The sequence below is a fragment of the Nocardia bhagyanarayanae genome (assembly GCF_006716565.1).
GTDB classification, from domain to species: Bacteria; Actinomycetota; Actinomycetes; order Mycobacteriales; family Mycobacteriaceae; genus Nocardia; species Nocardia bhagyanarayanae.
This window is the reverse complement of the sequence record NZ_VFPG01000001.1, coordinates 4,485,532-4,507,600: the sequence shown is the minus strand read 5'-3', so window position 1 is coordinate 4,507,600 and position 22,069 is coordinate 4,485,532. Positions and strand designations below refer to the sequence as shown.

Genomic DNA, 22,069 nt, shown 5'->3' with positions numbered 1-22,069 from the left:
GCTCCCGGGCCGGATAGTCGACTCATGACCGAATCCATCGCCGAAACCGGGGCGGGAGCCTCCGAACGGGACCGCGCCGAGCGGCCCGAACGGCCCGCGCGGCTCGTCGCGCTCGACGTGCTGCGCGGCATCGCGATCCTCGGCACGCTCGGCACGAATGTCTGGATCCTGACCGACCCGGAGGGCCTGATCGGCTACATCGACGGACTGGGCTCCGCCACCGGCGGCGGCTGGATGTGGACCGAGCGGGTGCTGCAACAGCTGGCGCAGGGCAAGTTCCTCGGCCTGCTGACCATCATGTTCGGCATCGGCCTCGCCATCCAGCAGGCCTCGGCCGCGCGCCGCGGCGGCGCGTGGCCGGGCGGCTATCCGTGGCGTGCGGGGCTGCTGTTCCTGGACGGCGTGCTCAACTTCGTGTTGGTCGCCGAGTTCGACGTGCTGATGGGCTACGCGGTGACCGGCTTGGTGGTCGCCTTCGTGCTCGCCACGAGCGACCGTGCGCAGCGCCGCTGGCTGACGATCGCGGCGAGCGTCCACGTTGTCGTGCTGACGCTCATCGCCCTGGCTATGGCCTTCGCACCGCCGCAGGATTCGGCGCCGCGCGAGCCGCTGGACCCCAATCCCTACGCGGACGGCTCGTTCTGGGACCTCGTCGTGTTCCGCTTGGACAACGCGCTCGTGTTCCGTCTCGAGGCCGTCTTCGTCTTCGCCATGTCGGTCGCGCTGTTCCTGGCGGGCGCCCGGTTGTACCGCGCGGGCCTGTTCCGTCCGGAAGGCACGCGAATTCGCAAGCGGCTCATGGTGACCGGCGCGATCGCGGCGCCGATCGATTTGCTCGCCGGTGTGTTCGGCGGCGATCTGGTGTTGTTCACCCGGTACGGCAGCGCGCCGTTCGTCGCCTTCGGCATCCTGGCGCTGGTCGCCGAGTTCTATCTGCGCCGTCCGCGGCTCGGTTTCGCGGGCCGACGGCTCACCGAGGTCGGCCGCACCGCGCTGTCCTGCTACATCCTGCAGAACCTGGTCGCCTCGGCGCTCTGCTACGGCTGGGGTCTCGGCCTGGCAGCGCGGGTCTCCCCCGACGCGCGCGTTCCGTTCACGATCGCGATCTACCTGGTGGTCACGCTGATCATCGTCACGGCCGCGCACCTGTGGCTGCGGCGCTTCGAACGCGGGCCGGTCGAGTGGGCGTGGAACGCCTGCTACCGGGTGCTGGCCCGCGAGCGCTGACGGGCGCGGCCTCGGTCAGCGCCATCGCACAGAACCGCGGCGGCGAACACGAGTAGTGCGCTACTCGTGTTCGCCGCCGCTCCTCGTCCCATGCTGAAACGACACCTTTCCGCACTATCGACGAGGGGAATCGTCCATGAAGGCCGCGGTGCGCCGTGTCTGGCTGCCGTTCAACGAACCGCTGGAGGGCCGGGTGCCCTGGATGTACCTGGACTCCGAGGGCTTCGTGAGCACCGGTGTCGGCAACAAGCTCGACGACACCGGACGGGTGCGCGCCGCTCCGACGCCGGCCGAACGGGCCGCCTCGCTCATCGCCGCCCGCAGGCTGCCGTGGCGGCGTCCGGACGGCTCACCGGCCACCGGCGCGGAGATCAACGCGGCATGGGACGCGGTGAAGAGCCGGATGGATCTCGTGGCGGGCGGTTACCGCCGTTTCGCCGACGTCACCGAGCTGCGGCTGACCGACGAGCACATCGACCGCCTGGTCTTCGCAAGGCTCGACGAGCTGGAGACGCTGCTGCGCGGCCGGATGGTGCGGCACGGCACGGGCGCGGTGGTGATGCCCTTCGCCGCATTCGACTCCTGGCCCGCCGACGCGCAGCTCGGCATGCTCAGCATGTGCTGGGCCATGGGCCCGAAGTTCAGCTTCCCCACCTTCCAGGACGCCGCCTTCGCGCGCGACTGGCTGCGCTGCGCCGCCGCCTGCCGGGTCAATCCCGAGATCGGCACCGTGATCCGGCGCAACGATCGCGATCAGGACTTGTTCCGCAACGCTTTTCGTGTGGAGGACGAGGGCCTCGATCCGGAGGTGCTGTTGTTCCGGCTTCCTGAACTACCGTCGGGCGAGTGAGTTTCGCCGAGCGCTATCCGCTGCTGCACACCCCGGCCCGCTGGGAGTGGGGCGGTCTGGACGTCCGCTTTTCCACCGAGCTGCCTGCCGACGAGCTGGTGACCAACGTGCACGTCGTGTGTTTCGTCGGCGAGCGGATCGTGCTGTGCCGCGACGACCGCGACGTCTGGCTGCTGCCCGGCGGGACAAGGGAGGCGGGCGAATCGGTGGACGAGTGCCTGCGCCGCGAGCTGCGCGAGGAGGCGGGCGCGCGCCCGGTCGGCCCGGTGCGGTGGCTCGGCGCGCACCACGCGACCAGTGACGCGCCGGAACCGTACCGGCCGTGGCAGCCGCACCCGCACAAGGCGTGGCTGTGGTGCGCCGCCGACGTCGTCCTGGACGGCTCCCCCACCAATCCCGCCGACGCCGAGCAGATCCTCGAGGTCCGCGCCTTCGCCTTCGAGGACGCGCTCGAACACGCCGCCACCGACGGCGTGCACCTGCCCGAACTCCTCACGCTGGCAACGGAATTGCACCGACCCGCCAGGCCCTAGTGCGTCCGTCCCATGACGGCGGCGGCCGAGTCGTAGGCCGGACCACGCGGATGCGCTGGGCGTGCAGCCGTTTGGTCCGGTGCACAAATCCGGACGGCACAGTCTTGGCCTTTGCCCCTGGCGAGGGGTCTGCTCGATGCGCTGAGCTTGAACGGACGACGAGGTCGACGCCACCGCCGGTGACGGGGGGTCGCCTCGGCCACACTCCAGCAGAAGGTCTCGGTCTTGGTTCCCTCCACAACTCCGGCGGTCGAACGGGCGCGTCCGGACACCCTGTGCGCGGCGTTCCAGGCGAACGTGGCCCGCCACGCCGACGCGGTCGCGCTGCGCACCCTCGGCGGCGGGCAGACGATCACCTGGCGCGAGTACGGCGCGCGGGTCCGCGCCATCGCGACCGGTCTCGCCGCGCTCGGCGTGCGCCACGGCGACACCGTCGCGCTGATGCTGACCAACCGGCCGGAGTTCCACCTGTGCGACACCGCCGTGCTGCACGCGGGCGCCACGCCCTTCTCGGTGTACAACACCAATCCGGTCGAGCTGCTCGCCTATCAGTTCGGCAACGCACGGAATCGGGCGGTCATCTGCGAAAGCCAGTTCGCACCACGGATTCTGGATGCGGTCGCGGCGGCGGCCGAGCGGGGTCACCGCGTCGAGCACGTGATCGTGGTGGACGACGCGCCCGCGGGCACCGTGGCGCTCGGCGCGCTCGAATCCGACTCGGCGCCGGAGGGTTTCGATTTCGAGGCGACGTGGCGCGCGGTGCGTCCCGAGGACTTGCTCACCATCGTCTACACCTCGGGTACCACGGGCCCGCCGAAGGGCGTCGAACTCACGCACACCAACTTCATCGAGAACGCGCGCGTCATCGATGAATTCGGCGGCGGCGGACCGGATGACCGGGTCATCTCCTACCTGCCGGACGCGCACGCGGCCAACCGGTGGTTCGCGCACTACCTGACCATGCTGGAGGGCGGCCAGATCACCACGGTCGCCGATCTCGAGCAGGTGGCCGCCGCGCTGGCCGAGGTGCGGCCGACGGTGTTCCTCGGCGTGCCCCGCGTGTGGGTGAAAGTCAAAGGCGCGCTGGAGGAACGGTTCGCCGCGGAGCCGCCGCCGCGTCGCGCACTGGCCCGGTGGGCGGTCGGCGTGGGCCGCGATCGTGCGCGGGCCGCCTCCGACGGACGCGCGCTCGGGTTCTCCGGACGCGTCCAGCACGCCGTCGCCGAACGCCTGGTGCTCGGTCCGCTGCGCGCCAGGCTCGGCCTGGACCAGGTGCGCGTTGCCGTGACGGGGTCGGTAGCCATCCCGCCCGACGTGCACGAGTTCTTCCTCGGTCTCGGCCTGCCGTTGTGCGAGGGGTACGGCATGACCGAGTGCACCGCAGGCGCGACGCTGAACGGCCCGGCCCGGATCAAGATCGGCACGGTCGGCACGCCGCTGCCTGGCGCCGAGGTCCGCCTCGCGGCGGACGGCGAGGTGCTGATCCGGGGAAAGATGGTGATGCGCGGGTATCGCGACGACCCGGTCAAGACGACTGAGACAGTGGATGCCGACGGCTGGCTGCACACCGGCGACATCGGCTTCTTCGACGCCGACGGCTACCTGTCGATCGTGGGCCGCAAGAAAGAGCTCATCATCAACGCCGCGGGCAAGAACATGTCCCCGGCCAACATCGAGAACACGATCACCGAGAACTGCCCGCTGGCAGGCACGGTCGTGGTGATCGGCGAACAGCGCCCCTACAACACCGCGCTGATCTGTCTCGACCCCGATCTGGCCGCCGCCTTCGGCAAGCGGAACGGGCTCGCCGACACCTCGGTCGCCGACCTCGCCGCCAGCCCGGAGGTGCTCGCCGAGATCGAGCGCGGGGTGACGGCGGCGAACGGCAAACTCTCCCGCGTCGAGCAGATCAAGAAGTATCGCGTGCTCGGCGAGGTGTGGGAGCCGGGCGGCGACTGCCTGACGGCCACCGGCAAACTCCGCCGCGCGCCGATCGCGACCCGCTACACCGATACCATCGAGGCCCTGTACTCGGCCTGAGCCGGGGCGCAGGACGGCAATGCGGCACACGGAGGCGCCGATGAACGAACGATCCGCGCGGATCGACGGCCTGCACCGCACCGCGGCCTCGCTGCTGGAGGGGTTCTACGGCACGCTGCCGCCCTACGCACAGCTGCCCTTCTCACTGGTCGAAACCGATTTCGCCCGCGGCGCGAAGCTCAACGTCGATCTGTTCTTCCAGTACCTGCGCCGCGGCGTCGAGCCGTCCGAAGCCGACACCAGGGAGCTGGTGGAACTGGCGATGGACCGGCTGCGCGACGGCACGCCGCTGGCCGAGGTGCTGGAGCGGTATCGGCTCGGCGCGGCTTTCCTCTGGGAGCGGCTGCGCGATTCGGCGGGCGCCGACGAGGCCCTGCTGCTGGACGCCTCCCCCGCGCTGCTGAAGTACATCACGCTGGTCGGCTCGCGCATCGCGACGGCGGCCGTCCAGCGCGTCCACGATCCGCGATGGGAGCTGCTGGAGCGACGCCGCGGAATCGCCGAGGCGCTGCTCGCCGGGCGTGATCCGGTGGAGTGGGCCGACGACCCGGTCATCCCGGTGGCCGACGCCTTCCTGGTCGCGGTGTTCCGGCTGTGCGGGAGCAGCGGTGGACCCGCGGCAGCCCTGCGGCACCGGGTCGAGGCCATCCCCGGCGTCTTCCTGCGTTTGGACACCGGCGGCTGGACCGCGCTGGTCCCCTTGGCCTCCGGCGACGACGGTTCGGCCGCGCTGGCCGGGCTCACCGCGCGCCTGCCCGCGCACGCGCCAGGCCGGGTTCCCCCGTACTGGGTGGGCGTGGGAGCCGCGCCCACGAGGGCCGCGATCCCCGCGCTCGCCGCCGAGGCGCGGGTGCTCGCCGAACTCGGGCGCTGTCTCGCGCGACGCGAGATCATCTGTCGCCGAACGGATCTGCACTTCGAATACACGGTGGCGGTGAGCGACGCGGCCCGGCCGGGGCTGGCCGCGCTGCTCGCACCGCTGGACGCCCAGCCGATGCTCGCCGAGACGCTGGAGACGTTCGTGGACACCGGCTTCAATCAGCTCGCCACGGCGCGGCAGCTGATGGTGCACCGCAACACGGTGACCTATCGCCTCTCGCGCGTGCACGAACTCACCGGACTTGATCCGCACCGTCCCGCCGACGCCATGACGCTGTCCGCGGCGCGGCTGGCCAGACTGCTCGAAGCCGCCTCGTTCGCACCGTAGTTCCGCCGCTTTGGTCGGGCGCACAAATCGTCGCCTCGCGGTCTTGGGAACTGCCGGTGGTGCGGTACCCGGACTATGCGGTCTGCTGTATCAGACAGCGATGTCCCCGGTGTCGTCCGTCTCGGCACCGCGAGCAGAGAGTTCGAGTAGTTGACGATTTCGAGCCGGGCGCGGTTCCGCCGCCGCGCCGCCACGGTCGCCCTCGCGGCGATCACCGCCCTCGGGCCGACCGTTCAGCTCGCGCCCGGCGCGAGCGCCGTCCCCGCCGCGGGACCGGTGCCGTCCGCGCCGACGAACTTCGGGCTGCCCGCGGACTACGTGCCGACGCCGGAGCGGTACGGCATCGAATATCAACTGGGACAGGTGATTCCGCTCGCCGACGGCACCACATTGCAGGCCGAGGTCAGGTATCCGACCGACCCGGCGACCGGGCGACGGGCCGAGGGCGAGTTTCCGGTGGTCGTCAACTTCACCACCTACGGCGCGCTCTCGAGCGCGCTCACCGCCGCCGTCACCGGCGTCATCGATCAACTGCGCATCCCGCTGCCCGACCATCTGCGCGACGCGCGCCGCATCGTCAACCAGGCCACCAGCGCCCAGGACATGCTGGTGCGGCGCGGCTACATCGAGGTGATCGCCGACGTGCGCGGCACCGGCGGGTCCACCGGCGCCTGGAATCCGGCATCGAAACAGGACGGCCTCGACGGCGCGCAGGTGGTGGACTGGGCGGCCCGGCTGCCGGGTTCCAGCGGCGAGGTCGGCATGTACGGGTACTCGTTTCCGGCGCTGTCGGCCATGCGGACCGCCGAATCCGTCGGTCCAGGTTCGCCGTTGAAGGCGATCGTGCCGATGGCCATGCCCAACAACATCTTCAACGAGGTGCTCGGCCACGACGGATTGATGAGCCCGCTGCTGCTCACCGTCATCTCGCTGATGGTGCCGTATCTGAGTCTCATCGGCCCCTTCATGACGGCGGTGGTGACTCCGCAGACCTTCCTGCAGGCGCTCGGCGATCACCTCGCGGCGCTGGTGTCGACCGACAGCACCCTCGTCAAGCTGGTGGAGGCGTACGCGGGCGGCCCGCTGGCCTACGACGGCGCGTGGTGGCAGGAGCGCCGATTCGAGACCGAGCTGAAAGCGTTGGTGGACAACGACATCGCCATGTACCAGGTCGGCGGCCTGTGGGATCTGTACCAGGAAGGACCGTGGCGCAACTACTCTCAGCTCCAGAATCTGGCGGCGGGGCGCGACCAGTTCGCGCCGATGGCGCCCGGGCAGCCGACCGACGGGCGGTTCCAGCTGCTGATGGGTCCCTGGTACCACGTCGGCCTCGGCTTCGGGCCCGGCTCGCGGCTCGACACCGACATGATCACGCTGGCCTGGTTCGACCGCTTCCTCAAGGGCATCGACAACGGCGTCGACGAGACCGAGCGCACGCTGCACGTCATCGACGCGAACAACAACGCCGTCGCGACCTCGCGATATCCGTCCGAGCATGCCGAGATTCAGCGCCGCTACTTCGACGGTGACCGGCTCGTGGCCGAGCAGCCCACGATCGCGGAGGCCGCCGACCGGCTCGACTACAGCGGCGTGGACAACATCTGCAACCGGCAGACCTTGGGCCAGTACTCCGGCGGCCTGCTCGACTTCGTCTTCCGGGTCTTCAACGCCTACAACCCGTGTACCGAATGGGTGCAGAGCCCGACCGCGGGGCACGCGTACACGATGGACCCGGTGACCGAGCCGACGGTGCTGGCGGGTCCGAGCAGTCTCACCCTCTACGCCTCGTCGACCAGTACCGACGCCGCTTTTCAGGTGTGGCTCGACGATGTGGCACCGGACGGCACCTCGGTGAACATCACCGGCGGCTCGCAGCTGGCCAGCCTGCGCACCCTCGACGAGGAGAAGACCTGGCGGGCCGCGGACGGCGCCGTCTACGGGCCCGAGCACGTGGTGCGCAAGGAGGCCGAGCAACTGCTCGTCCCCGGCGAGGTGACGCGGATGGAGATCAAGCTGCGCCCGGCGTTCCATCGGCTCGAGCCGGGACACGCGCTGCGAGTACGGATCACCAGCGGCACCTTCCCCTCCACGATCCCGGTGCCCACCGATCTGCCGCGGCTGATCGGCTCCTCCCAGCGGATCCACCGGGACGCGAGCGGGCCGTCGAGCCTGGTTGTTCCGCTGGCTCCCGCCACCGCGTTCGACTAGATCGACCCACGACCGATCGTGGGTGAATTCCTGGCTCAGCTGACCGAAACGCTCACCGCCGCGGTGCGTCCCGGATAGTCTCGGCGATGGATCCGAAACCCGGATCCATGCGTCACCTGCCGGGAGCGTCCGATGGAGAAGGCTCTGGTCACCGACGGGGTGTCCGCGACACCCCCAGCCTCGGGCGGCGCCCGCACGCCCGACGAATCCCCTCGGCGGGCAACGGCTTTGCTGCGGCCGGGGATTCTCGCCTTCGGCGGCGCGATCCGCCCGACCGCGCTGCACGCCCACCACACCGTCCAATTGCTCGCCGCCCGTACGCCGATCACGGTGATGGACGCGGGCGGGGTGCGGCACCGCGGCACCAGGATCATCGTGCCCGCCGACGCGCCGCACCGGATCGAGACCGCCGCCGAAGGCGCCGCGCTCTACCTCGATCCGGAGACCGCGGCGGGCGCGGCCGCCGATCGCCGCGCGCACGCCGGCGGCTGGGCCGACGATCAGCCCGCGCTGCCCGCGACGCTGGCCGGTGCGCCGATCGCCGAGCAGGTGGCCGCCATCGTGCGCGAATTGCGTTGCGCTCCAACGGCCGCCAACGGCGCCCAGCGGCACGGCGCGGTGACCGAGGCGCTGCGGCTGCTGCCGAGCCTGGTGCCGGATCATTCGATCCGCGGGTCCGACGTGGCGAAACGGGTCGGGCTCTCCCCCGCCCGGCTCTCGCACCTGTTCGCCGAGCAGGTCGGAATGCCGTTGCGCCCGTACATGCTGTGGTTGCGGCTGCGGGTGGCGATCGGCCGGTTCCGTTCCGGCGACGATCTCGCCGCCGCCGCGCACGCCGCCGGTTTCGACGACAGCACCCAGCTCACCCGCACCTGCCGTCGCACCTTCGGACTGACGCCCGCCGCGCTGCACCGAGCCGATCAGTGGGATCTCGGCGACGGAGCGTGACACCGCCCCACCCGGTACGCTCGATCCCGTGTTCTCGCGGGTTCGGCTGACGGCATTCGCGGTATTCGCGTGCCTGGCTTCCGCGTTCGCGCTGCTGGCCACGCCCCTGCCCGAGCACGCCTCGCTGGCCGCGCTCGGCGTGCTCGCCGCCGCGATGTTCGCGATGGTGGCGCTGCGCGGCGCGGCGGTCACGCCGGTCGTCGTCCCGCATTGCGGACCGCCGCCGTCGGCGCAGCGCCGCAGGCGCGGTTCGTATCTGCGCCAGAGCAATCCCGACACGGCGGGCCGTCCGCGGCCGCGAGCTCCGGGACTGGTCACGGGCTGATCGACCTCCCGCGCCACAGCGCGGATGTGGTCGGCCCTTTGCCGTGACCTTTCCCGTTTCCGTGCGTGCGCGCACGTCTCACCGAATCAGGTGTTTCCCCATGCTCGATGTCGTCTACTACCCTGTCTCCGCCGTGCTCTGGCTCTGGCACACCGCCTTCGCCGCGCTGCTCGGGCCCGGCAGCGGTCTGGCCTGGGTGCCGGCCGTGGTGTTCCTCGTCGCCACCCTCCGCGCGGCCATGTATCCCCTGTTCCTGAAACAGGTCCGAACCCAGGCCGTCGTGCGGCGCCTGCAACCCCAGATCGAGGCGCTGCGCAAGCGCTACCCGGACGACCGGCAACGCCAGGCCGCCGAGATCCAGAAGCTGCACCGGCAACACGGTGTGCGCGTACTGGCCGGCTGCCTTCCGATGCTCGGCCAGGGATTGGTGTTCCTCGCGCTGTTCCACGTGCTGCGATCGTTCGACCGCACCGGCACGGCGAGCCATCTGCCCTTCCAGGCGACGCCGACGCCGATGACGCCCGAACAGAACGCGCAGACACCGAACTACGCCTTCGACGCCGCCGACGTGCAATCGTTCCTGCAGGCGAAACTGTTCGGGGCGCCGCTGTCGGCCACCCTGGCCGGGCAGCCGAGCGTCACGATCGCCGCGGTCGCGGGCACGCTGATGGTGCTGGCGGCCCTCGCGACACATGTCACGGCGCGGGCATCGATCGCCCGCCAGGACCCGGCCGCGACGCAGGTTCCGATGCTGAACACGTTGACGCTGTGGGTGTTTCCCGCGGGCGTGCTGATCGGCGGCGCGGTACTTCCCGTCGTGATCCTGCTGTACTGGGTGTCGAACAACGCGTGGACGCTGGCCCAGCAGCACTTCACGTACCGGTGGATCGACGCCGAAAGTCAGCCCGCCCCAACGGCTTCGGATACCTCCGGGACGACGAGCGCCCCACGACCGGGCGCGAAACCACGCCGCCGCCGCTGACCCACATCAGCCGACAGGACCGGCCTGCAGGTAGTACTTGGCGGCGATGCTCCGCAGCACCTGCCGGACACCGAACGGCGCCCAGCCCGCGGACCGGTCCTCGAGCACCACAGGATCCAGGAGTTCGACCGTGCGGCCCCTGGTCTCGAGCTCGAAACCGCCCGCGGCGACGACGTTCTTGACCCACTCCGCGTCGCGACCGTAGGTCAGCGCGATGCGGTAGACGCCGTCGTCCTCGAACACCCACACCGGAGTTCGATACGCGCGCCCGGATTTTCGCCCCTTGTGCACCACGACACCGAACGGCGGCACCGTGCTCGCGATCAACCCGGCCGCCGGATTGGTCACGTGCCGGTTGAATCTCGCCACTGCGCGCGGAAGCACCATCGGACGGTCCTCTCTCCAGGCGGCGTGCACCACTCAGGTTACCCTCGAGCGGTGTCAGCGCAGCCGAACGAGATGATCGCGGTCTACGACCGGCAGGGGCGAGAGGTCGGCGCGGCCGATCGCGCCGAGGTCTATCGCGAGGGACTGTGGCACGCCAGTTCGGGGGTGCTGGTGCGGTCGATGGACGGCGAGCGGGTCTACGTGCACCGCCGCACCGACACGAAGATGGTGTTCGCCGGGATGCACGACTGCCTCGCGGGCGGTGTCGTCGCGCCGGGCGAGGATCCGGCGCGCACCGCGATCCGGGAACTCGGCGAAGAGCTCGGCATCCTGCTCGGACCGGACGCGACGCCGCCGCTGCCGATGGCCGGCGCGTCCTGGGACGGGGAATGGGAGGGCAGGCCGATGCGCTGCCACCTGTTCGCCTACGAGCTGCGCTACGACGGCCCCATCCGTCATCAGCCCGAGGAGATCGCCGACGGCTGGTGGTGGACCGGCGCGGAACTGCGCGCCCACCTCGCCGACCCGGACTGGCCGTTCGTCCCGGACACCCGGGTGCTGGTCGGCGATCTCCTCACCTGAACCGACTACGCAGCGCTGCCGCTGCCCAGGGACAGGAACGTCTGGAAAATGTTGGCGACGACTTCGAGCAGCTCCATGGAATGTCATCCTTCGTGTAGTTCATCGAGTGGAGCGGCCAGCATCACGGACCCGGGTGTCCGGGAGGTTACCCGGACGTGACGGGCTCGGATGGAAATCCTCGCTTCGCGGTCCTCGCCTCGGTCAGCTCGACGAGGCGCCGGTGCTGGCCCAGGACAGGAACGCGCCCGGGTTCCGGGTCTGCAGCAGCACCCGCCCGGGACCGACGAAGTCGAAGACGAATCCTTCGCCCGACTTCAGCGACTGGATGGAGCGGCCGGAGACGGCGCGGCGGATGGTGAAGTTCATGGCCAGGTCGTAGGCGACCACGTGCCCGGTATCGATGGTGATCGGTTCGCCCGGCTGCAGGTCGATCACGTCGATCGCGCCGAAGACGCCGACCACGATCTCGCCTTCGCCGTGCGCGCGCAGACCGAAACCGCCCTCGCCGCCGAACAGATTCGCGAAGCCGCCCCACTTGCTCTCCACCTGCACGCCGTGCGAGTTGGCGATCCAGCCGCCTCGGCTGATGAAGAACGGCCGGTCCGGGGTGATCTGCAGGTTCAGCATGTCGCCGGGTAGCGCGGGCGCGACATCGACCCAACCGCCCTGCTGCGGCGCGGTGAACGTGGAGACGAAGAACGACTCCCCGGCGAGCACCGAGCGCTTGAGACCGGCCAGGATGCCGCCTTCGGCCTTGGCCTGCAACGTGATTCCCGCCGAATGGGCGACCATGGCGCCGCTCTCGACCCGCATCGGCTCACCGCCCGCGAGGAAGCACCGCGCGACGGTGGAGGCGGGATTGTGGCGCAGTTGAACCTTCATAGTGCCGACCCTACCGCCTGTGCGCCGCGGTAGGGATCGGCGAATACCGCCTGGGGAGCCGGGATTTCGCGCGCAGGCTCAGCCGAGCGTGCGCAAGGCGTCCTCGGTGCGGGCGACCACCGCGCCGCCGTTCGCCGTCAGCACGATGGGACGCTGGATCAACTGCGGGTTGGCGGCCAGCGCCTCGATCCACCGGTCGCGGTCGGCGGGCGTGCGGCCCCAGTCCGCCATGCCCAGATCCTTGGCGATCTGCTCGCCGGTGCGGGTGATGTCCCACGGTTGCGCGTCGAGCCGCCGCAGCACCTCGCGCAACTCGTCCGCGGTCGGCGGGTCGTCCAGGTAGCGCCGCACGGAGTAGGCCACGCCCGTCTCGTCCAGGTGCGCCGTCGCGGTGCGGCTCTTCGAGCACCGCGGGTTGTGCCAGATCTCGGTTTGCCCTGATGTCATGCCTTCAGATAACCACGTGCCGCTATAGATGCATCAAGTCCGGCCAGGTCTCGGCCCACGGGTGGCGCGACCCGGTGCAGGCCCACACGGTGACGTCCTGGGTGTTGCCGGGAAAGCCGAGCCTGCTGTCCACCTTGCCGACCGGTTCCACGCTGTCGAAGTTCCAGCGCAGGAAGCTCTCGGACACGCCGACCGCGAGCACGGTGCCGGTCTGCTCGTCCGGTCTGGCGAAGTAGCCGTAGCCGCGGCTCGGGCTGTAGATCGGCGGCAACTCGTCGCGCGCGAACTGGTCGAGTGCGCCGGCCTGCCAGTAGGTGTCGGTGACCACGACGGTGTTCGCGCGTTCGGCCGGTGCGAGCGCGGCATAGGCCTCGGTGACGGCGGCGGTCAGCTCGGGCCAGCCGAATTCGCCGTAGACGCCGATGTTGATCGCGGCCTCCGCGTCGTCGGCGGGCGGCGCGATGCGGTCGGGGTGCTGCCACGGCGTCGACCACAGGACCAGCGCCGTGGAACCCAGCACCACCGCCGCGCCGCCCGCGGTCGCCAGCCGACGCGGCGACGGGCGCAGTCCGGCGGTCAGCTCGACCAGCCCGACCGCGCCCGCGGCGAGCACCACGGCGTACATGCCCGCCATGTAGTAGATGCGTCCGCCCATCACCAGGAAGATCGCGACCAGCAACAGCAGCGTCGCGCCCAGGAAGCGGTACGGGCGCAGCGCGGGATTGCGCAGCAGCGCCCACACGCCGTACACGAGCACGACCGCGCCGAGCAGGCCCGCGGTCAGCAGCGCCAGCGGCACGAACATCAGCCGTCCGCCGAGGACGCCCTGCTCACCGCTGATCACCTCGCCCATGTGCAGCTGCGGCCAGCCGTTGCGCGCCTGCCAGACCAGCGTCGGCACCGTGGCGAGCACGACGATCGCGCCGCCGAGCCACAGCAGCGGGCGGCGCACCAGCTCGCGCGGGCCGAGGATCAGCGAGGTGACCGCGATCGCGATCCAGAAGAACGGAATCAGCCACTTCACCTGCATGTCCACCGCCGTCACGAGCGCGGCGCACAGCAGCAGCGCATCGCGGCGGGTGCGCACCCAGCGGACCACGAGCCAGGTGACGAGCACCCACAGCACGGTGTCGATCGCGTTGGTGGTGAGCATCTTGCCCTGCAACAGCAGGAACGGCGACGTCGCGTAGGCGATGGCCGCGAGCAGCTGAGCGCGGCGGTCGCCGCCGAACTCCCTGGCGAGCAGCGCGGTGAGCACCACGGCCAGCGTGGTCAGCGCGACCGCGGGCAGCCGGAGCACGAAGAAGGAGCCGGGCACGATGGTGTCCATCAGCCGGGCCAGCATCGGAAGCACCGGGCCCTGATCGGCGTACCCGAAGGACGGGTGGCGGCCCGCGGCGAGGAAGTACAGCTCGTCGCCGAAGTAGTCGTAGCGGCTCGCCGAGAACAGCAGCACCGCAAGGGAAATGCCCGCGACGACGGCGATGCCCGTGGACGCCACCGGAGGACGATCCGCCTCCGCGAGGTTCCGCTGCTGACGCTCTACGGTTTCGATCACGCCGCTCCTCGACGAATTCGGACTCCGACCGCGTCGAATCTAATGGGAAACGCCCGTTCGCCCATCCACCCTCGGGGCGAGTCGAGATCACCATTCAGGCGTAGTTCGAGGGGATCGGCATGAGCCCGACAGCGGACGACGTCGAGGGCCGGGTTCTCCGTTAAGCCGCGGCGGTGACCTTCGCGGATCGGTGGCGGCGCGCCAACAGATAGGCCGCGGCGGCGGCCGGGATGTTCATCAGCACCCCGTACACCGCGCCCGGCACGGCCATCGTGTCGTTGTGCAGGACGGAGACCGCGACGGCGATGGCGATCGCCCCGTTGTGGATGCCGATCTCCATCGCCGAGGCGACGGCCTGGTCCTCGTCGACGCCGAACACCCGCGGCGCCAGGTACCCGACCGTCAGGCTGAGCACCGCGAACACCAGGCACAGCGCGGCCAGCTCGCCGAGGTGCTCGGTGAGCGTGTCGAAGTTCTTCGCCACGGCGGCCGCGACCACCAGCGCGAGCACCACGATCGACGACACCTTGACCGCCCCGCGCATCCGCCGCGCCCAGTCGGTGAATCGCCGGTGTACCCACATCCCGACCGCGACCGGCACCAGCACGATCGCGAAGACCTGCGCGAACTTGTCCGGCCGCAACCCGATCGAGCCCTCCCCGTCCAGGAACACGGTGTAGGACAGCGCGACGACCAACGGCAACGTGAACACCGCGAGCACCGAATTCACCGCCGTGAGTGTGATGTTCAACGCGACGTGCCCACCGGCGATGTGGCTGAACAGGTTCGCCGACGGTCCGCCGGGCGAGGCCGCGAGCAACATCATGCCCACCGCGAGCGCGCCCTCCACGCCGAACAGCAGGATGAGCCCGAAGCACGCGGCGGGCAGCAGCACCATCTGGCAGACGAGCGCGATCGCCGCCGCCGCGGGATAGCGCAGCACCCTGGCGAAATCGTCGACGGTGAGTGTCAAGCCGAGCCCGAACATCACCAAGGCCAGCGCCAGCGGCAGAAAGACGGCGAAAGCCGTTGAACCCATGCGGATCTCCTCTCGAACCACCCTCCACCGAATCCGACCGTATCGGTGGAAAGGCACGGAAGGAAAGCCCGCGCGGCGAAAGTCTCACCCGCGCGGCGGGCGCCGCTCCCCGGCGTGCTGGGTCTTGCGGTATTGGATCGCCCACCAGACTCGCAGCGCCGTGTGCGCGGCGCGCAGGTCCGCGCCGGTGATTTCCTCGAAGCGGCTCAATCGATAGCGAACGGTGTTGGGGTGCACCACGAGTCGCTCGGCGGTGGCCTCGATGCGCAAACCCGTGTCGAGGTAGGCCTCGACGGTGTCGATGATCGTGCGAGCGGATTCGCCGCCGCCGAGGGACGCCAGATAGCGCCGGACGAGTTCCGCGCCGAGGTCGGTGTCGGCGGCGATCGCGGGCAGCACGCCGACGCTGTCCAGGTCGATGGTTCCGGTGCGGCCGAACAGTCGCGCGGTGGTCAGTACCCGACCAGCCAAACGGAACGAGCGCGCCAGATCCTCCAGCCGGGTCGGCGGACCGACCCCGACGACGCCGCCCACTCCCGGGCTTCTGGACTTTTCCACAAACCCGGCGACATCGCCGTCCACCGTGGTCACGAACCCGCTCGCGGGGAGCGGAGCGGTGGAATCGGGCGCGTTTTCCGTCCCGGCGCGGTACGCGCGGTACTCGGCTTCGGGATCGACGCCGAGTTGCTGCGCGCGAATCCGCAGGTCACCGGGACCGAGCGTGCCGAGGAGCACGGCCCTGGTGAACTCGGCGCGGAACTGCTCGTCGTGCCGGGCGGCGGCGATCTCCACGTCGCGGTGCCCGCCGCTGTACGGAACGACGGCGGCGTCGACGAGGTCGAGCAGGGCCGTGATCAACTGGAGCAGCGTGCGATCGGCGACACCGCTCGCGGCGGCCGCCTCGGTCAGTTCGGCCAAGATCTCGCGGACCGCGATGCGCCATCCGTTCTGGATGTCGGCCAGCGAGATGTCTTGGCGGGCACGGGTTTCGCCGAACTCGCGCAGCGCGGCGAGATCTCCGGGGCTGAGCGGATGGCCGTCGTGCAGCGCGTCGAGCAAGCGGTCGACGACCGAGGCGGTGGACGCGGCGATCGTCGCGGCGGGCAGCGCGGCGTAGGCGGGCATCTCCGCCCTGGCTCGCGCTACGACGCGGTCGACGACCGCGGGTGCGCGGCGCCGCACGCGCGACACCACCAAACGTTCGGCGGCGGTCGGGCGTCTGCTCATGGTGGGGCGAGCGTACGGGCGGGCGCTTGGAGAAATCAACAAACCCGCGACTGATAGTTCGACACGCTTTCCATGGCGCAGGTCACACTCCGCGCCGAATACTCGTCGGGACCGATCACCGCCGCTCGACGAGGACTCGACGATGTATCTGACTCAGGGCCTGCACCGCGCCGCCCAGCACAACCCCGACGGCCTGATGACCATCTGCGGTTCCCGCACCCGAACCAACCGGGAGGTGCTCGACCGGGTCGCCCGGCTGGCGGGCGGGCTGCGCGCCCTCGGCGTCGGCGCGAACGACCGGGTGGCGATGCTGTCGCTGAACTCCGACCGCTACCACGAGTACCTGCTCGCGGTGCCGTGGGCCGACGCCGTCCTCAATCCGGTGAACATCCGGTGGAGTCCGGCCGAAATCGCCTACTCGCTAGCCGATTCCGACAGCCGCGTGCTCTTCGTCGACGATGCCTTCGCCCCGATGGTTCCGGCGCTGCGGGCGCAGTATCCCGAACTTCGCGCGGTGATCCACTGCGGCGACGGCCCGGCCCCCGAAGGCGCGCTCGACTACGAGCTCGTTCTCGCGGACGCCACACCGATCCCGGACGCGCGCCGCGGCGGCGACGCGCCGGCGGGCATCTTCTACACCGGCGGCACCACCGGATTCCCCAAGGGCGTGGTGCTGAGCCACGCCAACCTGCTGACCTCCGCGCTCGGCGGCGTCGCCACCGGATATCTGATGGCCCCCGGCGCGGTCTTCCTGCACGCGGCGCCGATGTTCCACCTCGCCGATCTGGCCGGATGGCAGGGCGTGCTGATGCTGGGCGGCACCCACGTGATGATCCCGGCGTTCGACCCGGTGGCCACCCTGACGGCGATCCAGCAGCACAAAGTGAGTTCCTCCGTGCTGGTGCCGGTGATGATCCAGATGCTCGTCGACCATCCGCGCGCGGCCGAGTTCGACCTGTCCAGCGTCGAGCACATCATGTACGGCGCCTCGCCGATCTCGCAGGCGGTGCTCGAGCGCGCGATGGCCGCCTTCGGCAACGCCGGTTTCACCCAGGCCTACGGCATGACCGAGGTCGCGCCGATCGCCACCTTGCTCGGTCCGGCGGATCACCTGGCGGGTCGGCTGCGCTCGGCGGGACGGGCCGCGCCGCACAGCGAGATCCGGATCGTGGATTCCGACGGCGCCGAGGTGCCGCGCGGCACGGTCGGCGAGGTGGTGGTGCGCGGCGGCAACGTGATGCTCGGCTACTGGAACAAGCCCGCCGAGACCGCGGACGCCGTGCGGGACGGCTGGATGCACACCGGGGACGGCGGCTACATGGACGAGGACGGCTACGTCTACATCGTCGACCGGATCAAGGACATGATCGTGTCCGGCGGCGAGAACGTGTACTCCGCCGAAGTGGAGAACGCCGTCGCCGCGCACCCGGCGGTGGCCGCGGTCGCGGTCATCGGCGTGCCGGACGCCGAATGGGGCGAGCGGGTGCATGCGGTCATCGTCTGCAAGCCGGGACAGCAGGTGACCTCGGAGGAGATCCGCGGTCACGCCAAGGAACTGATCGCCGGATACAAGGCGCCGCGCAGTATCGAGATCGTGGACGCGCTGCCGGTGTCGGGCGCCGGGAAGATCCTGAAACGCGATCTGCGGCAGAAGTATTGGGACGCCGACGCGCGACAGGTCAACTGAGCCCTCCACTCAGATCGGGGCGTCGCGCCACCAGCGGTCGAACAGGTCCCGGCCGGAGTCGCCGCCGAAGGCGAGCACCTCGCAGAACCCGCGGCCGATGTCGTCGAAGACGATCGACAGCATCCCGGCGGGCGCGCCCGAGGGACCGGTGACGTCGCCGCGCACGATCCGGCCGGTGCCGGACACGCGCTCCCACCGCTCGTCGCCGGTGACTGTCTCGTCCGCGGTGACGGTGGGCCGGTCGCGCGGGCTCCGATCCGAATTGCACAGCACCACCAGCACATACAGCGGATTCTTGTCGCCGTTGCAGGAGATCCGGTTCTCCCCCTCCGCCGGGGCGTTCAGGTCCACCGGCCGTCGCTTCGCGTCGACCGCGGCACAACGGATGCCCTGGTAACCGGTCCCGCCCGGGGTCTCGGGCAGCAGACCGGGGAAGGCGCTCGCCAGATACGAATGACTGCCCCAGTTGGTGACGGCGGCGGTGGTGGTGGACGGCGGCACGGTCGTGCCGGTGGTTGTGGTCGTCGCCGTCGTGCCGGTCGTATCACGGTCGAAGGCAACGGCTCCCGCGACACCGAGGGCGGTGACCACCGCGACCGCGCCGACGGCGAGCGCCGCCCGTCGCGGAAACCGGCGTGCGGGCGGCGTGGCGTGGTCCCGCAGCACGGCAACGTCAGGCGGCACATCGATCGGGCCCACTCCGGTCAGCGCCGCCTCGGCCGCGGCCGCCAGCGCCCCGCAGGTTTCGAAACGGTGCGCCGGATCCTTGGCCATGGCGCGCGCGATCACGGCGTCGAACGCCTGCGGCAGCGCGGGATTCGCGAGGGTGGGCCGGGGTGGCGGATCCTGTAGGTGCGCGTGAACGACCGCGGCGGCGGTGGGTCTGGGGAACGGCTTGGCGCCGGTGAGCAGTTCGTACAGGGTGCCGCCGAGCGCGTAGACGTCGGCGCGATGGTCCACCCGGTAGGCCATCAGCTGTTCCGGCGCGGCGTAGGCGAGCGTCGCCAAGACCGCGCCCTCTTCGGTCAGCGCGGTCGAACCGGTTGTGGCCCTGCCGATTCCGAAGTCCGTGACCAGCACTCGGTCGGGACGGCCGTCGGCGGAGGCGACGAGGATGTTGGCCGGTTTGACGTCGCGGTGCACCATGCCCGCGCGGTGCGCTTCGTCGAGACCACGCGCCGCCTGCGCGACGATGTGCACGGCGCGCCGCGCGTCGGCGGCCGCGCCGTTGCGCACGATCGCGGCGGCGTCGCTCCCCTCGACGAACTGCATCGCGATCCACAGCCGCCCGTCCTCGACGCCGCGATCGTGCACCGCGACGACGTTCGGGTGGTTGATCCTCGCCGTGAGCTCGGCTTCGCGCAGGAACCTCGCACGGAACTCGGCATCCATGCTGTGCTCGGCGGAAAGCACCTTGAGCGCGTCGCGGCGCGGCAGCCGGGGGTGCTTGGCGAGGTACACCGTGCCCATGCCGCCACCGCCGAGGACGCGTTCGACGAGGTAACCGGCGAACACGGTGCCGGGCCGCGGATCTGCCGCCATGCGGTTACTCGCTCCGCACCAGCAGCACGTACTGCGCCGCCGCCTTCTGCTGGGCGTCTTTCACCGTGCGGCCGTAGACGATTCCCTCGTAGGCGCGGTACAGCACCCGGCAGGCGAAGCGCAGACCGTAGCGCGGCCCGGACAGCGATTCCACGCAGCGGGAGTCCGGCAGGCCGAACGGCGCGGGCGCGGCACGATGCCCGGGATCCGTCGCGTCCGAGGCGGTCTCGTCGAAGGCGCGCCGGGCCACCGCCACGTTCGGGTGCCTGACCAGATAGTGGGCGCCGTTGATCGCCAGCAGCGTCCCGTCGGCATCGGCGTCCTTTTCCCAGCTGCCCCAGCGGTGCGCGGCGCGCGGACCGTAGACGACGCCGGACACCTTGAAGTGAGTGCGCCACCCCGCGTTCTGATCGTTGCGGTCGACGATCACCGCCGGATACGGCCACACCCCTGGCGCCTCCGGCAGCACGCGCGCCAGCATCTCGTCCCGATCGAACGGCAGGGCCGCGAACCGATCCCGCGGCGTCGGCTCGAAGTCGCGCAGCCGCGCGATCTGGGCGGTGAACGCCGCGCGCGCCAGCGCGGTGAGCGCTGCCAGATCCGGCGCGGTGTGCCCGGCGAGCACGCTGACGACGAACGGTCCGTGCGCGAGCGTGGCGGCGAGGGTCGGCACGGCGGGACGCCAATGAGCATGCGCGCCAGCGTGATCCGGTACCGGGACGGCGACGTTCTCGGTGCTGACGGCGAAATCGACGGCGTCGATGTCGGCGGCCGCCCGCCGCGCCGACTCGTCGTCGGGGAATCGCAGCAGCATGACGGTCAGCAGCCGCGCCCTGCCCACCGCCACGTCTGCGGACAGCTCGCGGTCCATGCCGCCGACCGAGAACCCGGCGAGCATGCCGTGCCGTTCGAGCACCGCGCGCACCGGCTGGGCGAGGAAGCCCGCCTTCGCCGGGGTGGGGATCGGCACCGAGGCGGTCGCGCCGAGGCCGAAGGTCAGCGACGCGTCGGCCTCGATCGGGTCGATCACCGCCTCGCCCATCCGTACCGATTCCAGCACCCGGCCGTAGGCTTCGTTGTCGTTGCTCGGTGCCGTCGCGGGTTCGGCACGGTAGGGACCGACATCCAGCTTCGCCGGATCCGTCTGCACGGCAACGGGTTTCCCGGCAACCGTACAGCCTCCGAGCACCGCGAGCACCGCGACGACGGCGAGAACGCGCGTCACGCGGGCGAATCCACTGTCAGAGCGGCGCATCGGCCCACCACCGATCGTGCAGTTCGGCGCCCGTTCCGGTGCCGTTGACGCGCAGCGAGCAGTGGCTGCGCTGCGGACTGTCGAAGAAGACCTCGAGCCGCCCGCGGACCTCGCCCGCGGTGTTGGTGAACTCGCCCCAGCGCAGCGTTCCCGCGCCCGACGGCCTGGTCCAGCGTTCCTCCCCCGTGATCCGCCAGGTGGGCGGTTCGGGGGCCATCCGCGTCCGGTCGGCGTTGCAGGCGACGACGACGCCCATCACCGGCTCGTAGTCACCGACGCACAGCACCCGCCCGACCCGCGGCGGCTCGTAGAGCGAGACCGCGCCGAGCCGCTCGTCGACCGGCGTGCAGTTGACCAGCTCGTGGTATCCGATGCCGTCCACCGAGACCGGAAGCAGTTCGGGGAACGCGTCGGCGAGGTAGGCGTAGGAGCCCCAGAGCGCGGCCTTCAGTTCCGGTGAGCGGGTGGTGCTCGTCGCCGCGGCGCTCGGCGGTGCGGCCGACCGGTCACGACCGGCCACGATCGCCACCGTGACCGCGACGACCACCGCGAGCACCGAAGCCAGGACGGCGATCACCAGCCGCCGCTTCGAGCGCGGCGTGACCGCGCCGTCCCGGCGAACCGTCGTGGCCGCCGCGGCGGCGGCCGCCTCGGCCAGCTCCGCGCAGCCCGCATAGCGCTGGGTGGGGTCCGCCGCCAAGGCTTTGGCGAGTACGGCGTCGAATGCCGGCGGCACCCACGGGTTCACCTCGGTCGGCGCGGGCGCCAGCACGGTCGTCGCCGCTCGGCCCTCGGGGAACGGTTCCCGGCCGGTGAGCATCTGATACAGCACGCGGCCCAGCGCGTACACGTCCGTCCGCGCGTCCACCCGTCCGCCCGCCAGCTGCTCGGGTGCGAGCATGCGCGGCACGGTCTCGGCAACGCGGCGTTCGTCCAGTCGCACGTCGTCCGGCGCGCCGGGTCGCTCGATCACGAGAATCTCGGTGACGTCCACGTCGCCGGCCGGATGGCCGGCCGCGCGGCGTTCGTCCAGTGCGCGCGCCGCCTCGGTCACGATGCGCACGGTGCGCGCGATGTCCAGCGACCCGCGCGGGATCATCTCGGCGACGGTCGCCTGGTCGGGTCCGGTCACCGCTCCTCCCC

The 22,069-nt window shown here is 70.8% G+C and carries 20 protein-coding genes; 11 read left to right on the top strand and 9 right to left on the bottom strand.

Features of this window, described 5'->3' with window-relative positions:
• The first annotated feature begins 24 nt into the window (after positions 1-24).
• The 9 genes from FB390_RS19400 to yidC all read left to right on the top strand — a co-directional run bounded on the left by FB390_RS19400 (position 25) and on the right by yidC (position 10,320).
• Entirely contained in the window at positions 25-1,227 is a 1,203-nt protein-coding gene (locus tag FB390_RS19400; protein WP_141810204.1) for a DUF418 domain-containing protein, read from the top strand.
• Between the two features lie 136 nt (positions 1,228-1,363).
• Positions 1,364-2,077 (top strand): hypothetical protein, encoded by a 714-nt coding sequence (locus FB390_RS19395; protein ID WP_141810203.1) that lies wholly within the window; start codon positions 1,364-1,366, stop codon positions 2,075-2,077.
• On the top strand, positions 2,074-2,610 hold the full coding sequence (locus FB390_RS19390; RefSeq protein WP_221639305.1) for an NUDIX domain-containing protein: 537 nt from the start codon (positions 2,074-2,076) through the stop codon (positions 2,608-2,610). The genes FB390_RS19395 and FB390_RS19390 overlap by 4 nt, the downstream gene beginning before the upstream one ends.
• A 225-nt stretch (positions 2,611-2,835) precedes the next feature.
• Positions 2,836-4,650 (top strand): AMP-dependent synthetase/ligase, encoded by a 1,815-nt coding sequence (locus FB390_RS19385; RefSeq protein WP_141810202.1) that lies wholly within the window; start codon positions 2,836-2,838, stop codon positions 4,648-4,650.
• A 40-nt stretch (positions 4,651-4,690) separates the two neighbouring features.
• The gene (locus tag FB390_RS19380) at positions 4,691-5,857 is read left to right on the top strand and encodes a PucR family transcriptional regulator (protein WP_185757089.1); all 1,167 of its coding nucleotides are present in this window, start codon (positions 4,691-4,693) and stop codon (positions 5,855-5,857) included.
• A gap of 150 nt (positions 5,858-6,007) precedes the next feature.
• A complete protein-coding gene (locus FB390_RS19375) occupies positions 6,008-8,065 on the top strand; it encodes a CocE/NonD family hydrolase (protein ID WP_141810200.1) in 2,058 nt (685 codons plus the stop codon).
• A 132-nt stretch (positions 8,066-8,197) separates the two neighbouring features.
• On the top strand, positions 8,198-9,013 hold the full coding sequence (locus FB390_RS19370; protein WP_141810199.1) for a helix-turn-helix transcriptional regulator: 816 nt from the start codon (positions 8,198-8,200) through the stop codon (positions 9,011-9,013).
• A 28-nt stretch (positions 9,014-9,041) separates the two neighbouring features.
• A complete protein-coding gene (locus FB390_RS19365; protein WP_141810198.1) occupies positions 9,042-9,338 on the top strand; it encodes a DUF6412 domain-containing protein in 297 nt (98 codons plus the stop codon).
• Between the two features lie 100 nt (positions 9,339-9,438).
• The gene (yidC, locus tag FB390_RS19360; protein WP_141810197.1) at positions 9,439-10,320 is read left to right on the top strand and encodes a membrane protein insertase YidC; all 882 of its coding nucleotides are present in this window, start codon (positions 9,439-9,441) and stop codon (positions 10,318-10,320) included.
• Between the two features lie 6 nt (positions 10,321-10,326).
• Here yidC and FB390_RS19355 read toward each other — a convergent pair whose 3' ends face one another.
• Positions 10,327-10,707: a nitroreductase family deazaflavin-dependent oxidoreductase gene (locus FB390_RS19355; protein WP_141810196.1), complete on the bottom strand. Its 381-nt coding sequence runs from the start codon at positions 10,705-10,707 to the stop codon at positions 10,327-10,329.
• A gap of 72 nt (positions 10,708-10,779) precedes the next feature.
• On the opposite strand from FB390_RS19355, the gene FB390_RS19350 reads away from it, so the two are divergent.
• On the top strand, positions 10,780-11,289 hold the full coding sequence (locus FB390_RS19350) for an NUDIX hydrolase (RefSeq protein ID WP_141811890.1): 510 nt from the start codon (positions 10,780-10,782) through the stop codon (positions 11,287-11,289).
• Positions 11,290-11,490: 201 nt separating this feature from the next.
• Here FB390_RS19350 and FB390_RS19345 read toward each other — a convergent pair whose 3' ends face one another.
• The 5 genes from FB390_RS19345 to FB390_RS19325 form a co-directional block, all read right to left on the bottom strand.
• Positions 11,491-12,171 (bottom strand): TIGR00266 family protein, encoded by a 681-nt coding sequence (locus FB390_RS19345; RefSeq protein ID WP_067847657.1) that lies wholly within the window; start codon positions 12,169-12,171, stop codon positions 11,491-11,493.
• Between the two features lie 78 nt (positions 12,172-12,249).
• Positions 12,250-12,618 carry an arsenate reductase family protein gene (locus FB390_RS19340; protein WP_141810195.1) on the bottom strand — a complete coding sequence of 123 codons (369 nt, stop codon included), beginning with the start codon at positions 12,616-12,618 and terminating at the stop codon, positions 12,250-12,252.
• 22 nt (positions 12,619-12,640) lie between these two features.
• Complete coding sequence (locus FB390_RS19335) at positions 12,641-14,176, bottom strand: glycosyltransferase family 39 protein (RefSeq protein WP_141810194.1); 1,536 nt, start codon at positions 14,174-14,176, stop codon at positions 12,641-12,643.
• A 160-nt stretch (positions 14,177-14,336) separates the two neighbouring features.
• Complete coding sequence (locus FB390_RS19330; RefSeq protein ID WP_141810193.1) at positions 14,337-15,215, bottom strand: bile acid:sodium symporter family protein; 879 nt, start codon at positions 15,213-15,215, stop codon at positions 14,337-14,339.
• Between the two features lie 84 nt (positions 15,216-15,299).
• Positions 15,300-16,442, bottom strand: coding sequence for a PucR family transcriptional regulator (locus tag FB390_RS19325; RefSeq protein ID WP_141810192.1), 1,143 nt, complete (start codon positions 16,440-16,442; stop codon positions 15,300-15,302).
• 142 nt (positions 16,443-16,584) lie between these two features.
• On the opposite strand from FB390_RS19325, the gene FB390_RS19320 reads away from it, so the two are divergent.
• Positions 16,585-18,129 (top strand): acyl-CoA synthetase, encoded by a 1,545-nt coding sequence (locus tag FB390_RS19320; RefSeq protein WP_141810191.1) that lies wholly within the window; start codon positions 16,585-16,587, stop codon positions 18,127-18,129.
• A gap of 9 nt (positions 18,130-18,138) precedes the next feature.
• Here FB390_RS19320 and FB390_RS19315 read toward each other — a convergent pair whose 3' ends face one another.
• The 3 genes from FB390_RS19315 to FB390_RS19305 are packed head-to-tail and all read right to left on the bottom strand — an operon-like array spanning position 18,139 to position 22,058.
• Positions 18,139-19,671, bottom strand: coding sequence for a serine/threonine-protein kinase (locus FB390_RS19315; protein WP_141810190.1), 1,533 nt, complete (start codon positions 19,669-19,671; stop codon positions 18,139-18,141).
• A gap of 4 nt (positions 19,672-19,675) precedes the next feature.
• On the bottom strand, positions 19,676-20,896 hold the full coding sequence (locus FB390_RS19310) for a DUF7373 family lipoprotein (RefSeq protein ID WP_141810189.1): 1,221 nt from the start codon (positions 20,894-20,896) through the stop codon (positions 19,676-19,678).
• Between the two features lie 16 nt (positions 20,897-20,912).
• Positions 20,913-22,058, bottom strand: coding sequence for a protein kinase family protein (locus FB390_RS19305; RefSeq protein ID WP_141810188.1), 1,146 nt, complete (start codon positions 22,056-22,058; stop codon positions 20,913-20,915).
• Between the last annotated feature and the right edge of the window lie 11 nt (positions 22,059-22,069).

What these genes read in the sequence shown, in the direction of transcription:
- FB390_RS19400 (WP_141810204.1), top strand. Translation starts at nt 25, where the DNA reads ATGACCGAATCCATCGCCGAAACCGGGGCGGGAGCCTCCGAACGGGAC.
- FB390_RS19395 (WP_141810203.1), top strand. Translation starts at nt 1,364, where the DNA reads ATGAAGGCCGCGGTGCGCCGTGTCTGGCTGCCGTTCAACGAACCGCTG.
- FB390_RS19380 (WP_185757089.1), top strand. Translation starts at nt 4,691, where the DNA reads ATGAACGAACGATCCGCGCGGATCGACGGCCTGCACCGCACCGCGGCC.
- FB390_RS19370 (WP_141810199.1), top strand. Translation starts at nt 8,198, where the DNA reads ATGGAGAAGGCTCTGGTCACCGACGGGGTGTCCGCGACACCCCCAGCC.
- yidC (WP_141810197.1), top strand. Translation starts at nt 9,439, where the DNA reads ATGCTCGATGTCGTCTACTACCCTGTCTCCGCCGTGCTCTGGCTCTGG.
- FB390_RS19355 (WP_141810196.1), bottom strand. Translation starts at nt 10,707, where the DNA reads ATGGTGCTTCCGCGCGCAGTGGCGAGATTCAACCGGCACGTGACCAAT.
- FB390_RS19350 (WP_141811890.1), top strand. Translation starts at nt 10,780, where the DNA reads ATGATCGCGGTCTACGACCGGCAGGGGCGAGAGGTCGGCGCGGCCGAT.
- FB390_RS19345 (WP_067847657.1), bottom strand. Translation starts at nt 12,171, where the DNA reads ATGAAGGTTCAACTGCGCCACAATCCCGCCTCCACCGTCGCGCGGTGC.
- FB390_RS19340 (WP_141810195.1), bottom strand. Translation starts at nt 12,618, where the DNA reads ATGACATCAGGGCAAACCGAGATCTGGCACAACCCGCGGTGCTCGAAG.
- FB390_RS19330 (WP_141810193.1), bottom strand. Translation starts at nt 15,215, where the DNA reads ATGGGTTCAACGGCTTTCGCCGTCTTTCTGCCGCTGGCGCTGGCCTTG.
- FB390_RS19325 (WP_141810192.1), bottom strand. Translation starts at nt 16,442, where the DNA reads ATGAGCAGACGCCCGACCGCCGCCGAACGTTTGGTGGTGTCGCGCGTG.
- FB390_RS19320 (WP_141810191.1), top strand. Translation starts at nt 16,585, where the DNA reads ATGTATCTGACTCAGGGCCTGCACCGCGCCGCCCAGCACAACCCCGAC.
- FB390_RS19315 (WP_141810190.1), bottom strand. Translation starts at nt 19,671, where the DNA reads ATGGCGGCAGATCCGCGGCCCGGCACCGTGTTCGCCGGTTACCTCGTC.